The 16,948-nt window shown below is 66.2% G+C and carries 13 protein-coding genes; all 13 read left to right on the top strand.

Annotated features, from left to right (window positions below; genetic code table 11):
• Nucleotides 1–87: 87 nt before the first annotated feature.
• The 13 genes from BDW41_RS02205 (at nt 88) to BDW41_RS02145 (ending at nt 16,778) form a co-directional block, all read left to right on the top strand.
• Complete coding sequence (locus tag BDW41_RS02205) at nt 88–2,220, top strand: hypothetical protein (protein WP_074547103.1); 2,133 nt, start codon at nt 88–90, stop codon at nt 2,218–2,220.
• 81 nt (nt 2,221–2,301) lie between these two features.
• Complete coding sequence (locus BDW41_RS02200; RefSeq protein WP_074547329.1) at nt 2,302–4,455, top strand: S46 family peptidase; 2,154 nt, start codon at nt 2,302–2,304, stop codon at nt 4,453–4,455.
• Between the two features lie 91 nt (nt 4,456–4,546).
• Complete coding sequence (locus BDW41_RS02195; RefSeq protein ID WP_074547104.1) at nt 4,547–5,302, top strand: carbonic anhydrase family protein; 756 nt, start codon at nt 4,547–4,549, stop codon at nt 5,300–5,302.
• A gap of 48 nt (nt 5,303–5,350) precedes the next feature.
• Nucleotides 5,351–6,301: a tRNA (adenosine(37)-N6)-dimethylallyltransferase MiaA gene (miaA, locus tag BDW41_RS02190; protein WP_074547105.1), complete on the top strand. Its 951-nt coding sequence runs from the start codon at nt 5,351–5,353 to the stop codon at nt 6,299–6,301.
• A gap of 160 nt (nt 6,302–6,461) precedes the next feature.
• A complete protein-coding gene (gene hfq, locus BDW41_RS02185; RefSeq protein ID WP_074547106.1) occupies nt 6,462–6,728 on the top strand; it encodes an RNA chaperone Hfq in 267 nt (88 codons plus the stop codon).
• Between the two features lie 152 nt (nt 6,729–6,880).
• Nucleotides 6,881–8,197 carry a ribosome rescue GTPase HflX gene (gene hflX, locus BDW41_RS02180; RefSeq protein ID WP_074547107.1) on the top strand — a complete coding sequence of 439 codons (1,317 nt, stop codon included), beginning with the start codon at nt 6,881–6,883 and terminating at the stop codon, nt 8,195–8,197.
• A 226-nt stretch (nt 8,198–8,423) separates the two neighbouring features.
• Entirely contained in the window at nt 8,424–9,623 is a 1,200-nt protein-coding gene (gene hflK / locus BDW41_RS02175; protein ID WP_074547108.1) for an FtsH protease activity modulator HflK, read from the top strand.
• On the top strand, nt 9,620–10,489 hold the full coding sequence (gene hflC, locus BDW41_RS02170) for a protease modulator HflC (protein WP_074547109.1): 870 nt from the start codon (nt 9,620–9,622) through the stop codon (nt 10,487–10,489). The genes hflK and hflC overlap by 4 nt, the downstream gene beginning before the upstream one ends.
• Before the next feature lie 13 nt (nt 10,490–10,502).
• Complete coding sequence (locus BDW41_RS02165) at nt 10,503–10,688, top strand: DUF2065 domain-containing protein (RefSeq protein ID WP_074547110.1); 186 nt, start codon at nt 10,503–10,505, stop codon at nt 10,686–10,688.
• A 182-nt stretch (nt 10,689–10,870) separates the two neighbouring features.
• Nucleotides 10,871–12,163, top strand: coding sequence for an adenylosuccinate synthase (locus tag BDW41_RS02160; protein ID WP_074547111.1), 1,293 nt, complete (start codon nt 10,871–10,873; stop codon nt 12,161–12,163).
• A 140-nt stretch (nt 12,164–12,303) separates the two neighbouring features.
• Nucleotides 12,304–12,561 carry a helix-turn-helix transcriptional regulator gene (locus tag BDW41_RS02155; RefSeq protein WP_074547112.1) on the top strand — a complete coding sequence of 86 codons (258 nt, stop codon included), beginning with the start codon at nt 12,304–12,306 and terminating at the stop codon, nt 12,559–12,561.
• A gap of 3 nt (nt 12,562–12,564) precedes the next feature.
• A complete protein-coding gene (locus tag BDW41_RS02150) occupies nt 12,565–13,914 on the top strand; it encodes a type II toxin-antitoxin system HipA family toxin (protein WP_233496740.1) in 1,350 nt (449 codons plus the stop codon).
• A 209-nt stretch (nt 13,915–14,123) separates the two neighbouring features.
• Nucleotides 14,124–16,778 (top strand): M1 family metallopeptidase, encoded by a 2,655-nt coding sequence (locus BDW41_RS02145; RefSeq protein ID WP_074547114.1) that lies wholly within the window; start codon nt 14,124–14,126, stop codon nt 16,776–16,778.
• The last annotated feature ends 170 nt before the right edge of the window (nt 16,779–16,948 follow it).

The raw sequence follows: 16,948 nt of genomic DNA, 5'->3' as shown, positions 1-16,948 counted from the left end.
CGGGGCTTCCTGCACTGCAGCGTTGCCCATCCGGTACCTTGCCTTTTACTGTCGCAGCTTTGCACGTCGCTGGACGGAGGTGGGAGCATGCGTTTGAAGACGATGGGCCGGCCGGCAGGGGCGGCGGGGCGGAAAGGCTGGTGGCGTTCGGCCGCCGCTTCGATGGCGCTGGTCGTGGGCCTGGCAGCGTTGCCGGCGGCATGGGCGGTGCAGCCCCAGGCACCCGCGGCTGCGGCGCCGCTGCAGTTCCGCATCACCGAGGGCAACATCGAGAACGCGTTCTTCCAGCAGGGCAACGTGGCTGCCAATCTGCTGCTCAATTCCGGCGACAAGCCGCGCATCCTGGTGGCGTTTCCCGCCGGGAACAGCGGCGCCGGAATCTGGTTCGAGCCCACCATCACGCGCGTGCGGTGGACGCTGGGGCCGGTCACCGGCCTGACGCACACCGTCAACGGCCACGTGTTGAACGGCATCGCCGCCCAGGCCACCGTCACGGGCGATACCCTGGTGATCAAGGACGCCGTGCTGGGCAGCATCCGCGTGTTGCGCGACTACCAGCTGGGCCAGGGTTATGCGGAACAGGCCGCCGCCACGCCGAAGATCGTCGCCGAGCCGCAGCTGACGGAGCGCTCCGTCCGTTGGGAACGTCCGCGGCTGGACGGCGCCCCGGGTTATGCCATCGCGCTGAGCACGAACGACGGGCGCTTCGTGCGCGAGGACGGCCGTATCGCGCTGCACCCCGATCGCGCCGGCGAGGCCGTGCATCTGCGCATCGAGGCCAGCACCGGCGAGACGCCGCTGACGCCGTTCACCGATCTGCTCAACGACAAGGCCCAGCCGGACGCGCGCAGCCGCCAGGCCTTGCAGTTCCTCAGCTATCGCGAGAAGTTCCTCGCCGGCTCCTGGCGCTTCGACACCTATTTCGGACGCGACACCCTGATGTCGCTGCGCCTGCTGATGCCGGTGCTGCAGCCCGCCGCCGTGGATGCGGGCATCGCGTCGGTGCTGGCGCGGCTTTCGCCGGACGGCCAGGTCGCGCACGAGGAGGGCATCGGCGAATTCGCGGTGCTCCAGCATCTGAAGGAGCAGGGCAAATCTTCGGCCTCGCCGATCTACGACTATGTGATGGTGGACGACGACTACATGCTGCCGCCGGTCGCCGCCGCGTGGCTGCTGGAGGATCCGCGCGGCCGCGATGGCGCACGCGCGTTCCTCGCCAGCAAGGTCGACGGGCAGCGGCAGGGCGACGCGCTGGTGCGCAACCTGCTGTTCGTCGCGGCCAGCAGCGAGGCCTTCGCGCGCAAGCCGGTGTATTCCAACCTGGTCGCGCTCAAGCCCAACGCCAAGGTGGGGCAGTGGCGCGACAGCAATGAAGGCATTGGTCGTGGCCGCTATCCCTACGACGTCAATGCCGTGTGGATGCCGGCGGCGCTGCGCGCCATCGGCCAGTTCCTCGACGCGGGCCTGCTGGACGACTACACCACGCCGGCGCAACGCACGCGCCTGCGCGCCGCCGCCGCGAGCGCGGGCGATTGGGAGCGTCATGCCGGCGCGCTGTTCACCGTCAATCTATCCAACGAGCGCGCCGCGCAACAGGTGCGCGACTACGCCCAGCAGATCGGCGTGGCGGATGCCGCCGCATTGAAGTCGCTGGGCAACGCGCCGCTGCAGTTTCCCGCCATTTCGCTGGATGCCGAGGGACATCCCGTGCCCGTGCTGAATTCGGACGAAGGCTTTGGCCTGCTGTTTGGCCATCCGGATGCGGCCACGCTGGATCGTGACGTCGGCACCTTGATGCGTCCCTTTCCGGCGGGGCTGATCACCGACGCCGGCATGGTGGTGGCCAATCCCGCGTATGCCGATCACGAGGTGTGGCCGCGCTTCGGCAACAACGCATATCACGGCACCGTGGTCTGGGCCTGGCAACAGGCGATCATGGCGGCCGGACTGAAGCGCCAGCTGGCGCGCACCGACCTGCCCGAAACCACCCGCGCACACCTGACGGCCGCGCAAACCGCGTTGTGGCGCGTGATCTGCGCGGCCGGTTCCATGCGTACCTCGGAGCTGTGGTCCTGGTCGTATGCCAACGGCCATTACCGCATCGAACCGTTCGGCGCGGAGGGCGCGCACGAGGACGAATCCAACGCTGCACAGTTGTGGAGCACGGTGTTCCTGGCTCTGCCGCCACCGGTGGGCGAAGGCGCGCCATCCTGCCGGTGATCCGGTGTGCGGCGCAGCGTTGCCGACACGGGCGGCTTCGTTCTAATGTCGCAAGTTATTGCGGTGACTTAAGGGAATATGATGCGTTTGAGGAAGCTGGGTCTGGCGATGGCCATGGTGCTTGCGCCCGCCGCGCAGGCGGACGAAGGGATGTGGATGCCTTCGCAATTGCCCTCCATCAGCAAGCCGCTGCGCGCCGCCGGTTTCCAGGGCAACCCGGCCGACCTGGCCGACCTGACCAAGGCGCCGCTCAACGCGGTGGTGAAGGTCGGCGGCGCCACGGGCTCCTTCGTCAGCGACGATGGCCTGGTGCTTACCAACCATCACGTGGCCTTCGGCGTCATCCAGTACAACAGCAATGCACAGCGCGACCTGATCCAGAACGGTTTCGTGTCGCACGAGCGCGGGGAAGAGCTGCCCGCCAACCCGGATTTCCGGCTGCGCGTCACCACCGGCTTCGACAGGATCAGCGACAAGGTGCTCGCGGCGGCCAAGGGCAAGAGGGGGCGCGCGTATTTCGACGCGGTGGATGCGATCAGCAAGACGCTGGTGGCCGAATGCGAACGCGAGCCCGGCGTGCGTTGCAGCGTGGTCAACATGTTCTATGGCCGCGATTTCTACCTGGTGAAGCAGCTCGAGCTGCGCGACGTGCGCCTGGTGTACGCACCGCCGCGCGCTATCGGCAACTATGGCGACGAGGTGGACAACTTCGTCTGGCCGCGTCATGCCGGCGACTTCACGCTGCTGCGTGCCTACGTCGGCCCGGACGGCAAGCCCGCCGATTACGCCAAGGACAATGTTCCCTATCACCCGCCGGCGCACCTGCAGGTCGCGCGCGACGGTGTGCGCGAAGGCGATTTCGTGATGCTGGCCGGTTATCCGGGCATCACCTATCGCCATCGCACGGCGGCTGAGTTCGCCGATCAGGTGCAGTGGCGCCTGCCGACCACGGTGGAGGTGATGCAGCAACTGCAGCGCATCATCGAGGACACCGGCCGCGACGACCGGCAGGCGGCGATCCGTTATGCCTCCCAGCTGCAATCGCTGAAGAACAGCATCAAGCGTTTCCAGGGCGAGCTGGACGGGCTCAAGCGCAGCGATGCGGTCGCCGTGCGCCGCAAGGACGAAGACGCCATGCTCGCGTGGCTCGCCAGCCAGCCGCAGGCAGCCATGCTGCGTCCGCAGATCGACGAGGTGAGCCGGCTGATCGCCGCCGCCAATGCCACGCGCGAGCGCGATCTTCTGCTGGCCCTGATGCAGTCGCAGACGCAGCTGATGCGTTCGGCGATCACGCTGCAACGCCTGGCCCATGAGCGTGCCAGCCCGGACGCCCAGCGCGAGGCGGGCTATCAGGTGCGCGACGAGGAGCTGATCGGCGGCACCTTGCGACAGGTGCAGCGCCGCTACGATCCGAAGATCGAGAAGCGCTTGCTCACCGCCTTGCTCACCCGCTACCAGCAGCTGCCCGATGCGCAGCGCCTGCCGGAATTCGACGCCGCGTTCGGCCGCACGCCCCAGGCATTGTCGCAGAAGCTGGATCAGCTCTACGGCGCCACGCATCTTGGCGACGAAGCGCAGCGCCTGGCCTGGCTGAAAGCCGAGCCGGAGGCCGTGCGCACGTCCGACGACGCACTGCTGTCGCTCGCGGCGCAGTTGCAGCCCGCCCTGTTGCGCGTGGAAGACGAACGCAAGGCACGCGAGGGCGATCTGCTGCGCCTGCGCCCCGCCTATATGGATGCACTCATCGCTTTCCGCGAAAAACAGGGCAGGGCGGTGTATCCCGATGCCAACTCCACGCTGCGCGTGAGCTACGGCAAGGTCACGCCCTTGAAAGCGCGCGACGCCGTGTCGTACGAACCGTTGACCACCACGGCCGGCATCGTGGAGAAGAACACCGGCGCGGTGCCGTTCGATGCGCCCAAGCCCTTGCTCGACGCCATCGCGAAGGGTGATTACGAGGGCTACGCCGATGCGAAGTCGGGCGCCATGCCGGTCGACTTCCTGAGCAACCTGGACACCACCGGCGGCAACTCCGGCTCGCCCGTGCTCAATGCGAAGGGTGAACTGGTCGGCCTCAACTTCGACAGCAATTGGGAAGCGGTGAGTGCGAGCTGGATGTTCGATCCGCGCTACAAGCGTGCCATCCACGTCGACCTGCGCTATATGCGCTGGCTGATGGACAAGGTCTATCCCGCGCCGCAGTTGCTGAAGGAAATGGGCGTGCCCGCGCACTGACCCGCGAAGGTATCTACCGGCGCGCAGGGTTCACGCCGGTTTCATCGCCCCTGGCGCGAAGTTGAGGGACTCATCTCGCTTCGGGGGCGTCATGAATCCTCAGCACGAAGGCTGTTGCGCGGGTGCAGCGGACGCCTCGCGCCGCGCACTGTTGACCTCCTCTTTGGGTATGGCCGCCTTTGCGGCCGTGGGCGGCGCGTCGTGGCTGCTGCCTGGACTCGCCCAGGCAGCCGCGTTGACCCGTGAGCAGCGCGACGCGATGACGCCGGATCAGGTCATCGCCATGCTCCGCGAAGGCAACGAGCGTTTCCGCGCAGGCAAGATGCAGGGCCACGACTACCTGGCGCAAAAGAAGGCCAGCGCGGGCGGGCAGTATCCCGCGGCGGTCATCCTGGGCTGCATCGACTCGCGCGCGCCCACCGAGATCATCCTCGACACGGGCATCGGCGAAACCTTCACCGGGCGCGTCGCCGGCAACATCGCCAATGACGACTTGCTGGGCAGCCTGGAATTCGCCTGCGCCATCGCCGGCTCCAAGCTGGTGCTGGTGATGGGCCACACCGCGTGCGGCGCCATCAAGGGCGCGATCGATGGCGCCAAGCTGGGCAACCTCACCGGCTTGCTCGAGAAGATCTGGCCTGCGGTGGACGCCACTACGTTCAACGGCGAGCGTTCGAGCAAGAACGACGCCTTCGTGGACGCAGTGGCGGCGACCAATGTCCGCCGCACCGTCGACGAGATTCGCCGCCGCAGCGATGTGCTCGCCGGGCTGGAGAAAGACGGCAAGATCAAGATCGTCGGCTCGATGTACCACCTCGTCGGCGGCAAGGTGGAGTTCTACACCTGACGGGCGCGTTGCTGCGGGCGGCGGCGGGTTCACCGCTACAATGGGCGGATGCCGATCGATCAGCGCCCGCTCGCCGTGTTCCTGATGGGCCCGACCGCGTCGGGCAAGACAGCGCTGGCCTGCGCGTTGAGCGACCGCTTTCCGGTGGAGCTGGTGAGCGTGGATTCGGCGCTGGTCTATCGCGGCCTCGATATCGGCTCCGCCAAGCCCGACGCGGCGACGCTGGCGCGTTATCCGCACCGGCTGATCGATATCCGCGATCCGGCCGAGCCCTATTCGGCCGCGGATTTCCGCGGCGATGCAGTCACCGCGATGCAGGACATCACCGCGCAGGGCAAGCTGCCCTTGCTGGTGGGCGGCACCGGGCTGTATTTCCGCGCGCTCCAGCAGGGCTTGTCCCCGTTGCCGGAGGCCAACCCTGCCATCCGGGAGCGTCTTGCCGCGGAGGCCTCGGCGGAGGGCTGGCCCGCGTTGCACGCGCGCCTGCAACGGCTCGATCCCACGGCGGCCGTGCGCATCGGCCCCAATGACGCGCAGCGCATCCAGCGCGCGCTGGAAGTGATCGAACTCTCCGGACGCCCATTGTCCGAGCTGCAACGCGGTGGCAGTGGCGAGCGTTTTCCCTGGCGCGTGCTCAAGCTGGCGCTCGTGCCGGCCGATCGCGCGCCGCTGCATGCGCGGATCGCCCAGCGCTTCGATGCGATGCTCGAGCACGGCTTCCTGGACGAGGTCCGCGCGTTGCGCTCGCGCGGCGACCTGCATGCCGATCTTCCCGCCATCCGGGCGGTGGGGTATCGCCAGGCCTGGGAGCATCTGGACGGCCAAACCAGCGCCGCGGAATGTCGCGATCGCGGCATCTTCGCCACGCGGCAGCTGGCGAAACGGCAGATCACCTGGCTGCGCAGCGAGCTCGACGCACGGGTGATCGACCCGGAAAAGCCGGATATTCTGCGTATCGCCACCGATGCGATGGCATTGTTCGTGGGCGATCGTGCATAGTGCTACGCAGCAATTTGTGAACGTCTTTTTCACACATGATGAAAGCGTGCATTTGCTCTTTCATCAACGATTTAAAAGTGGTTAATATTCCTCGGCCTTGGACCGGGGCGCTGCATGCGTCTTTTATCCCGGTCCGTCCGTTGCGAGGGGAGAACAAGAAATGTCCAAAGGGCAATCGTTGCAAGATCCATTTCTCAATGCACTGCGCCGCGAGCGCGTTCCGGTCGCCATCTACCTGGTCAACGGCATCAAGCTGCAAGGCACGATCGAGTCGTTCGATCAGTTTGTCGTGCTGCTGCGCAACCAGGTGAGCCAGATGGTCTACAAGCATGCCATCTCCACCGTGGTACCCAGCCGCAACGTCCGCGTCGGCAATGGCCACGACGGGCACGGCGAAGGCGCGGGCGCGGCCGAAGCGGAAGCTTGATTCATCGAGGCGGTCGACCCATCTGAGTAGGGAAGGCGCCCCGGGCCGCAATCGCGCGGCGGCGTAACCACATACACTTTCCACTCCGATTCGCGCCGTGGGCCCCGCCGGGGCCCACGGCGCGACGATTCCATAAAGGTCTTTCCGCCCTCGTGTTTGATCGTCAAAAGAAAGGCGAACGCGCCCTCCTGGTCTTGCCGCATGCCCGTGGCATGGGCGATGCGGAGCGCCGCGCCGAAGAATTCGCCGAGCTGGTCCGTTCCGCCGGTGCCGAGATCCTCGGCAGCGTCACGGCGCGCGTGGACGTGCCCAATCCCCGTTACTACATCGGTACCGGCAAGGCCGACGAAGTGGCCGAAGCCGCGCGCGCCATGGGCGCGGACCTCGTGCTGATCGACCATCTGCTGTCGCCCGTGCAGGAGCGCAACCTCGAAAAGCATCTGGGCATCCGCGTGGTGGATCGCGCGGGGCTGATCCTGGACATCTTCGCCCAGCGCGCCCGCTCGCACGAAGGCAAGCTCGAGGTGGAACTGGCCCAGCTCAAGCACCTCGCCACGCGCCTGGTGCGCGGCTGGACCCACCTTGATGCCCAGCGCGGCGGCGCCATCGGCAACCGCGGCCCCGGCGAAACCCAGCTGGAAACCGACCGCCGACTGCTGGCCGAGCGCGTGAAGATGCTCACCAAGCGCCTGGAGAAAGTGCAGACCCAGCGCGGACAGCAGCGCCGCGCGCGCCTGCGCAACACCGTGCCCAGGGTCGCCTTGGTGGGCTACACCAACGCCGGCAAGTCGACCCTGTTCAACGTGCTGACCGAGGGCGAGGTGTTCGCCGCCAATCTGCTGTTCGCCACGCTGGACCCCACCGTGCGCAAGCTGGACGGCCTGTCGTGCGGCCCCGCGGTGCTGGCGGACACGGTAGGTTTCATCCGCGAATTGCCGCATGACCTGGTGGCCGCCTTCCGCGGCACCCTGGCCGAGGCGCGCGACGCCGACCTGCTGCTGCACGTGAGCGACGCCGCGGACGAGGAGCGCGAGCGCCTCGCGCACGTGGTCGACAGCGTGCTCGAGGAAATCGACGCGGGCGACCTGCCGCAGCTGCGGGTGATGAACAAGATCGACCTGGCCGGCGCCGAGCCGCGCATCGATCGCGACGGCGAGGGCCGTCCCACCACAGTGTGGCTATCGGCCGCGACCGGGCAGGGTCTGGATCTGCTGCGGCAGGCGCTGGGCGAATTGCTCGGTGGCGACCGCGTGCAGTCCGAACTGCGCCTGCCGCATTCCGCAGGCCGCCTGCATGCTCGCCTCAAGGCGGCGGGCGCCATCGTTGGCGAAACGGTGGACGAGGACGGCTGGCGCCTGACCATCGACGCCCCGCGCAGCGTCATCGCGCCGCTGAGCGGCGGTGGCGCGGCCGAAGCGGCCCTGCTGAAAGACCTGCTTGGCACGATGGAAGAGCCCGAAGCTCTCTAACGGTGGCCCCGTTCCCGCGAGCCGCGGCGGGCCGCCGCGGTGCGGCAAGGCGCCGGGCGAGTGAGGAATCGTCTCCCGGGTCTGGTAGAATGGACGGCGTTTGTGCGGCCATCAGGGCCTGGACGGCACACTTGCCACGACAAGCACCCGAGACCATGTCCCAACCCGTTCAATGTGTTTTCCGGCCAATGCAGCCGGCCTCCCAGCGGCCTCAAGGAGACTGACCATGGCCTGGAACGAACCCGGCAACAACGGGCAACGTGATCCGTGGAACAGGAACCGCCAGCCTGGCAACAAGCCGGGGCTGGAAGACATGCTCAAGCAGCTGCGCAACCGCTTCGGCAAGCTCGGCGGCGGCGCCGGCGGCATCTTCACCATCCTGCTGGCCTTCGTGATCGTGTGGGTCGGCATGAGCAGCTTCACCATAGTGGACGCCCGCCAGGCCGGCGTTGTGCTGCGTTTCGGCAAGTACGCCCGCACCTTGCAGCCGGGCTTCCACTTGAAGGCGCCCAGCCCCATCGAAACCGTCACCAAGGTCGGCACCACCGAAATCCGCTCGGTGTCGGACAAGGTACGCATGCTGACCAGCGACGAGAACATCATCTCGGTCGACTTCAACGTGCAGTACCAGGTGTCGGACGCGCGCAAGTTCCTGTTCTCGCTGAGCGGCCCGCCGGAAGACACCCTGCGCCAGGCCGCCGAAGCCGCCGTGCGCACGGTGGTGGGCGCCAACGTGATGGACAACATCCTCACCAGCCAGGGCACCGAGGCCGTGGCCGCCGTGCCGGCACCGGCATCGGCGAGCAGCGTGGCCAGCGCTTCCTCCGCGCCGGCCGTGGCCACCGTCGCGCCCGCCGCCATTCCGGCTTCCGTCAAGGCGCAGACCCGCGACACGCTGCAGCAGCAGACCCGCGAGATCCTGCAGGCCACGCTGGACGAATACGACGCGGGCCTCGTGGTCACCGACGTGAGCTTCCAGAATGTCGCGCCGCCGCAGGAAGTGAAGGACGCCTTCGACGACGTCAACGCCGCGCGCGAAGACAAGCAGGGCACCGAGAACAACGCCCGCGCCTACGCCAGCCAAGTGGTGCCGGTGGCGCGCGGCGACGCCTCGCGCATTGCCGCCGAAGCGCAGGGCTACGCCGCCGCCCGCGTGGCCACCGCGACCGGTGACGCCTCGCGCTTCAATCTCATCCTCAAGGAATACAAGGCCGCGCCGGATGTCACGCGCCGTCGCCTGTGGCTGGAAACCGTCGAGGACGTGATGTCCAACAATCCCAAGGTGCTGGATGGTTCCGGCGGCCGCAACATGATCTATCTCCCGCTGGACCGCGCGACCGGCAAGGAAGTGCAGGGCGTGGGCTCGGTGATGCAATCGGCGGGTAGCGACAGCAGCCTCGGCGGCGGCAAGGAGAAGCAGCCATGAAGTTCGGCTCCGCCATCATCACCGTGCTGATCGTCCTGCTCGGCTTCAACAGCCTGTTCGTGGTGCACGAAGGGCAGACCGCGCTGGTGCTGCAGTTTGGCCGCATCGTGCGCACCGGCGACCAGCCGGGCCTGCACGCCAAGCTTCCGTTCGTCCAGCAGGTGATGACGTTCGACAACCGCATCCTCACCCTGGAAGCGCAGCCCGAGCGTTACTTCACCTCGGAAAAGAAGAGCGTCAACGTCGACTTCTACGTGAAGTGGCGCATCGCCGACAACGCTGCCTATTACCGCGCCACCGCCGGCGACGAGCTGCAGGCGGCCAACCGGCTCACGCCCATCGTGAAGGATGCGCTGCGCTTCGAGTTCAACGGCCGCACCCTGCAGGAACTGGTTTCCGCCGGCCGCAAAGACGTCACCGAGCGCGTGCGCAAGCAGACCGACGCCGCCGCCCGCAAGAACCTGGGCATTGCCGTGATCGACGTGCGCATCAAGCGCATCGACCTGCCCGACGAAGTGAGCGAGTCGGTCTACAAGCGCATGCGCGCCGAACGCGCCCAGCTCGCCAACGAACTGCGCTACACCGGCCAGCAGGCCGCCGAGACCATCAAGGCCGACGCCGATCGCCAGGCCCAGGTGATCAAGGCCGAGGCCGAGCGCGAGGCAGCCAAGGTGAAGGGCGAGGGCGATGCGCAGGCCGCGGCGATCTATGCGCAGGCCTATGGGCAGGACCCGGAATTCTTCGCGTTTTATCGAAGCCTGGCCGCGTACCGTACGTCCTTCAAGGACGGCAAGGGCGTGCTGGTGCTCAAGCCGGATTCGGAGTTCCTGAAATATTTCAACGACGGCGCGTCGTCCCGGCACTGAGTGGTGACGGACGATGTCGCGTGAATTGCTGGGCGCGTTGTGCCTGGTGCTGGTGATCGAAGGGCTGGTGCTGTTCGCCGCGCCGCGTGGCTGGCAGGCCACCATGCGCGAGGCGGTGAAGCTCAGCCCGCGCGCGCTGCGCCTGTTCGGCGCGGCGGCCATCATCATCGGCCTGGTGGCGTTGCAGCTGGTGCATTGAGTTAATGCGGCGGATGGGCCGCTCAACCCATCACGGTTTCAGGGATGCGTGATCATCCTTCCGGTGGCTCGCGAGCGAGTGGACGCCGGTGGCCAGCCTGCGCTGGCAAGGTTGAAACGTTCCCTTGGCAATTTGGCCCCCAGGGGCACCCGATTCTTCAAATTGACGAGAGCAAGATCATCATGGGCAAGTCAGTAGTCATCCTTGGTGCGCAGTGGGGCGACGAAGGCAAGGGCAAGATCGTCGACCTGCTGACCGAAGAGGTCAAAGCCGTCGCTCGCTTCCAGGGCGGCCACAACGCCGGCCACACGCTGGTCATCGGCGGCAAGAAGACCGTGCTGCACCTGATTCCCTCGGGCATCCTGCGTGACGACGCGCTGTGCCTGATCGGCAACGGCGTGGTGCTGTCGCCGCAGGCGCTCAAGCAGGAAATCGAAGAGCTGGAAGCGCAGGGCGTGGAAGTGCGCTCGCGCCTGAAGATCAGCCCGGCGACGCCGCTGATCATGCCGTACCACATCGCCGTGGATAAGGCGCGCGAAGCCGCCGCCGGCAAGAGCGCCATCGGCACCACCGGCCGCGGCATCGGCCCGGCCTATGAGGACAAGGTGGCCCGCCGCAGCGTGCGCGTGGCCGACCTGATGTACCCGCACGAGCTGCCGGAGAAGATCAAGGCCGCCGTGGAGTACCACAACTTCATCCTCACCCAGTGGCTGAAGGCCGAGCCGGTCGACTACCAGCAGGTGCTGGACGACGCCCTGGCCTATGGCGAGTTCATCCGCCCGATGGTCGACGACGTCGCCACCATCCTGCACGACGTGCGCAAGGACGGTGGCCACATCCTGTATGAAGGCGCGCAGGGCGCGCTGCTCGACATCGACCACGGTACCTATCCGTACGTCACCTCGTCCAACACCACCGTGGGCGGCGCGCTCGCCGGCACCGGCGTGGGCGCGGGCGACATCGACTACGTGCTGGGCATCTGCAAGGCCTACGCCACGCGTGTCGGCGGCGGCCCGTTCCCCACCGAACTCAACGACGAGATGGGCGAGCGCCTGCGCAAGGTCGGCAACGAGTTCGGCGCCAGTACCGGCCGCCCGCGCCGCTGCGGCTGGATCGACCTCGTCGCGCTCAAGCGCGCCGTGCAGATCAACGGCATCAATGGCCTGGCCATCACCAAGCTCGACGTGCTCGACGGCCTGCCGACCATCAAGGTCTGCATCGCCTACGAATACCGCGGCAAGCGCCGCGAACTGGCGCCGCTGGACGCCGACGGCTGGGCCGAGTGCAAGCCGGTGTACCTGGAGTTCCCGGGCTGGGAAGAATCCACCGCCGGCATCCGCGAATGGGACAAGCTGCCCGCCGCCGCCCGCGCCTACTTGCGCGCGGTGGAAGAACTGTCGGGCTGCAAGCTCTCCCTCGTCGCCACCGGCGCCGACCGCGACGACACCATCGTGCTGGACGATCCGTTCGCCTGATCGAGGTTCGATCGATAAGCAAAGAACCCCGGCGATGTCCGGGGTTTTTTGTGGGTCAGGCAGAAAATCAACCTAGGGGTTGATTTCAACCTATTAAACCTGTAGGTTGATTTTATCGTTTTCAACCTATAGGTTGAATCATGGAAATCATTCGCCTCCCTGACCAACTCGGAACCGTTCTGCGCGCTGCGCGAATCCGCCAGGGACTCACCCAGGCTGATGTGGCTGGGCAACTGGGCATCTCGGTGCAGGCCATGTCCAAGCTGGAAAACCATGCCGGCCGTGCATCCTTTGATCGTATCCACAGGCTGTGCCTGCTGCTTGGGCTGGACATCGCCCTTCAGCCGCGTGCGGGCAAGGCGTCACCGAAAGCAACCAAAACCACGGTGGAGTGGTAACGCGTGGCTCGACGCATCAATGCTCTCGACCTGTGGATGAATGGCCTCTACGTGGGCCGGTGGGAGCGCGGGCGGCAAGGGAATGACCGCCTGCGCTATGACGAAGGCTGGATAAAGGCACCGGAAGGGCGGCCACTGTCGCTTTCGCTGCCGTTTGCGCCTGGCTATGAGGACGGCAAAAGCATTCCCTTGTCCTCGCCCGCCGTGGCGGCCTATTTCGAAAACCTTATCCCTGACAACGACCGCATTCTTCGTCGTCTCCGCGATCGCTACCGTGCCGCGTCCACATCGGCCTTCAACCTGCTGGCCGCCATTGGCCGCGATTGCGCCGGTGCCCTTCAACTGACGCCTGCGGGTGAGGAGCCTGGCGATCCGCATCGCATCGAGGCGCATCCGCTGAGCGAAGCAGGCGTTGCCCAGTTGCTGCGCGACACCACCAGCAGCGGCCCGTTGGCGGATGACGAAAGGGAGGCTTTCCGCCTTTCCATTGCAGGGGCGCAGGAAAAAACCGCACTGCTCAAGCATCGTGGACGCTGGTGCATTCCCGAAGGGGCCACACCCAGCACGCACATCTTCAAGCTGCCACTCGGCTTGGTGGGCAACATGCAGGCTGACATGCGCCATTCGGTGGAGATCGAATGGCTGTGCATGGAGATCGTGCGTGCCTTTGGTCTCCCTGTCGCCAACGCCGAGATCGGACACTTCGAAGACCAGAAGGCACTTGTCGTCGAGCGCTTCGATCGTTCGCTATCCAGGGACCGCCGCTGGTGGCAGCGCATTCCCCAGGAAGATTTTTGCCAGGCTCTGGGTCTGCCGCCATCGCTCAAGTACGAAAGCGATGGCGGTCCCGGCATGCGCCAGATCATGGAGATTCTGCGCGGTTCGCAGAGCGCCACGGAAGATCGCGCCACCTTTTTCAAGGCGCAGTTGCTGTTCTGGCTGATGGCAGCCACTGACGGCCACGCCAAGAACTTCAGCCTTCGCCTGCTCCCCGGCGGCACGTATCGCATGACGCCGCTGTACGACATCCTTTCCGCCTATCCCATCATGGGGCGGGGCGCGAACAGGCTCGATCCCCATAAGGCCCGCATGGCCATGTCGGTTACAGGAGGAAACCGTCACTACGATCTCTATGGCATTCACCGGTGGCACTGGGTCGCCATGGCGGACAAACTGGGATTGCCCGAGGCGCCCGGCCTGATCGAGGAGGTGACCCAGCGCACGCCTGCAGCATTGGACGAGGCCGCGTCTCGAATGCCGGCGACGTTTCCAGCGGTGGTATGGGACGCGATAAGCGCCGGCATCGCGCAGGCTGCCAAGCGCTTGGCGAGCGAGCCGGACAGGCGAAAGTGACGGTTTTGGCGGCGTGTGTTGGCGGCCTTGCCGGCCGTGGCGCCCCTCAGCTTCGCGTGTCTCTCACCGGGAGGGCTCGCCTGTCAGTCATATTGGCCTGAGGTCGTGACTTACGGCGCTGCCCGATATGGGGCGCCTGTCGCATCATGCTGAGCTTTGCCCTTGTGCCCCGGGGGGATGGGGCTTAACCCGTACTGCAGGGATCCGACATGCGACTTCGATTGGCATCCGCCATCGCGCTGGCTTTGGCCGGCCTTTCGTCCGCTGGCGCCGTTATGGCGCAGGACGCGCCGGCATCGACGCTGGCCACCACGCAACTGCCGCGCGACGTGCGTCCGACGCACTATGACGTCTCGGTGGTTCCGCATGCCGCGACGCTGAGTTTCGACGGCAAGGTGGTCATCGATGTCGAGGTGCTCAAGCCCACGGCAAGCATCACGCTTAATGCGCTGGACATGCGCTTTTCCTCGGTGACGCTGACGCCCGCCACAGGCAAGGGCGCGTTCAAGGCGCCGAAGGTGGCGGTGAGCGACGAGGCGCAGACCGCCACGTTCACCTTCGACAAGCCCATCCCGGTCGGCAGCTACAAGTTGGCGATGAGCTACACCGGCAAGATCGGCACGCAGGCCAACGGCCTGTTCGCCATCGACTACGACACCAAGGCGGGCAAGCAGCGCGCGCTGTACACGCAGTTCGAGAACTCCGACGCGCGCCGCTTCATCCCTTCGTGGGACGAGCCCAACTACAAGGCCACGTTCAACCTGAGCGCCACCGTGCCCTCCGACCAGATGGCGGTGAGCAACATGCCGGTGGCATCGAAGAAGGACGTGGGCCATGGCCTGAGCCAGGTGACCTTCCAGCCGTCGCCGAAGATGTCGACCTATCTGCTGTTCTTCGGTGCGGGCGATTTCGATCGCGTCACCACCAGCGAAGACGGCACCGAGATCGGCGTGATCACGCAGAAGGGTTTGTCGTCGCAGGGCGCTTTTACGCTGGAATCGGGCAAGGCGGTGCTGAAGGAATACAACGACTACTTCGGCGTGAAGTATCCGCTGCCCAAGCTGGACAACGTGGCCTCGCCGGGCAGCAGCCAGTTCTTCTCGGCGATGGAGAACTGGGGCGCCATCTACACCTTCGAATACGCGCTGCTGCTGGACCCGTCCATCTCCACCCTGCAGGACAAGCAGAACGTGTTCGGCACCGCGGCGCACGAAATGGCGCACCAGTGGTTCGGCGATCTGGTGACCATGCGCTGGTGGGACGACCTCTGGCTCAACGAAGGCTTTGCCTCGTGGATGGCCTCGCGCACCACCGCGCGGCTGCATCCGGAATGGAACACGAAGCTGCAGGACACCGTCGGCGCGCGCGAGTCGGCGATGTCGCGCGACGCGGTGGTCACCACGCATCCGGTGGTGCAGCGCGTGGAAACGGTGGACCAGGCCAGCCAGGCATTCGATGCGATCACCTATTCCAAGGGCGAATCGGTCATTCGCATGCTCGAGGCCTATGTGGGCGAGGACAACTGGCGCACCGGCGTGCGCAACTACATCAAGGCCCACGCGTACGGCAACGCGGTGTCCGACGACCTGTGGCGCGCGATGGATGAAGCGGCGCCGGGCAAGCAGATCACCACCATCGCGCACGACTTCACGCTGCAGCCGGGCATTCCGCTGATACGCGTGGAGGCGGCCACGTGCAGCAAGCACGCCACCAACATCACGCTGACGCAAGGCGAATTCACCCGTGATCGCCCGGACAAGCAGCCGTTGCACTGGCACGTGCCGGTGATCGCACGCGCGGCCGGCGGCAAGGAAGTGAGCACCGTGGTGGATGGCCAGGCGACGCTCACCGTGCCGGGCTGCGGCACCTTGCTGATGAACGCGGGGCAGAGTGGCTACTACCGCACGCTGTACGCGCCAGCGCAGTTCGCGGCGATCAAGAAGGATTTCGCCAAGATCGCCCCGGTCGACCAGCTCGGCCTGATGGGCGATACGTGGGCGCTGGGCATGGCGGGCCTGCAGCCGGCCTCCGGCATCCTGGACCTGGCCAAGGCCACGCCGCTCGATGCCGATCCACAGATATGGGACGAGATTGCCGGCGATCTTTCGGGGCTGGATGCCTATTACCGCGGTGACGTGAAGCGGCAGGCGGCGTTTCGCGCCTTCGCGGTGAAGCTGCTGGATCCCGTGTTCCAGCGCGTGGGTTGGGAGGCCAAGCCCGGCGAGAGCGTGCCGACCACCATCCTGCGTTCGCATCTGATCAACGTGTTGTCTGGCCTCGATGATGCCAGCGTGGTGGCCGAAGCGCGCCGTCGCTACGCGGCGCAGGCGACCGATCTCAAGGCCATGCCGGCAGCGCTGCGCAAGACCATCCTCGCCGTGGTCGCGCGCCATGCGGATGTCGTCACGTGGGACAAGCTGCACGCCGAGGCGAAGGCGGAGAAGACGCCGCTGGTGAAGGATCGCCTGTACGGACTGCTGGGCACGGCGGAAGACGATGCGCTGGCGCAGCGTGCACTGGATCTGGCCCTGACCGATGAGCCCGGCGCCACCAACAGCGCCGGCATGATCAGCGCGGTCTCGCGCCAGCATCCGGAGCTGGCCTTCGACTTCGCGCTGGCACATCGCGCACAGGTCGAGAAGCTGGTCGACGGCAGTTCGCTCAGCCGTTATTTCCCCGCGCTCGGCAGCAACTCGTTCAACCCGGCGATGATCGACAAGATCAACGCCTATGCGAACCAATACCTGCCGGCCGGTTCGCGTCGCGATGCGGAAACGGCTGTGGCGAACATCAAGTATCGCATCATGGTGCGTGGTTATCGCCTGCCGGACGTGGATGCGTGGCTGCCCAAGAACGGCGGTTGATGCGTCTTCGTCGCGCGGCGAGTCGTCTGTAAGGGGCGCTCAACATCTCGCATGAGTGCACCTTTCCCCTCACCGTCATCCCCGCCTTCGCGGGGATGACGGTGAGGGAACGGGCGTTGCTCAGGAGATTTTGATCAGGCTCCAAGAGCAAAGGGCTTCACTGCGCGAGG

It is taken from the genome of Dyella sp. AtDHG13, from assembly GCF_003201105.1.
GTDB classification, from domain to species: domain Bacteria; phylum Pseudomonadota; class Gammaproteobacteria; order Xanthomonadales; family Rhodanobacteraceae; genus Dyella; species Dyella jiangningensis_B.
Note: the sequence above shows the minus strand (reverse complement) of the source record. Positions and strands in the feature narration are given on the sequence as shown.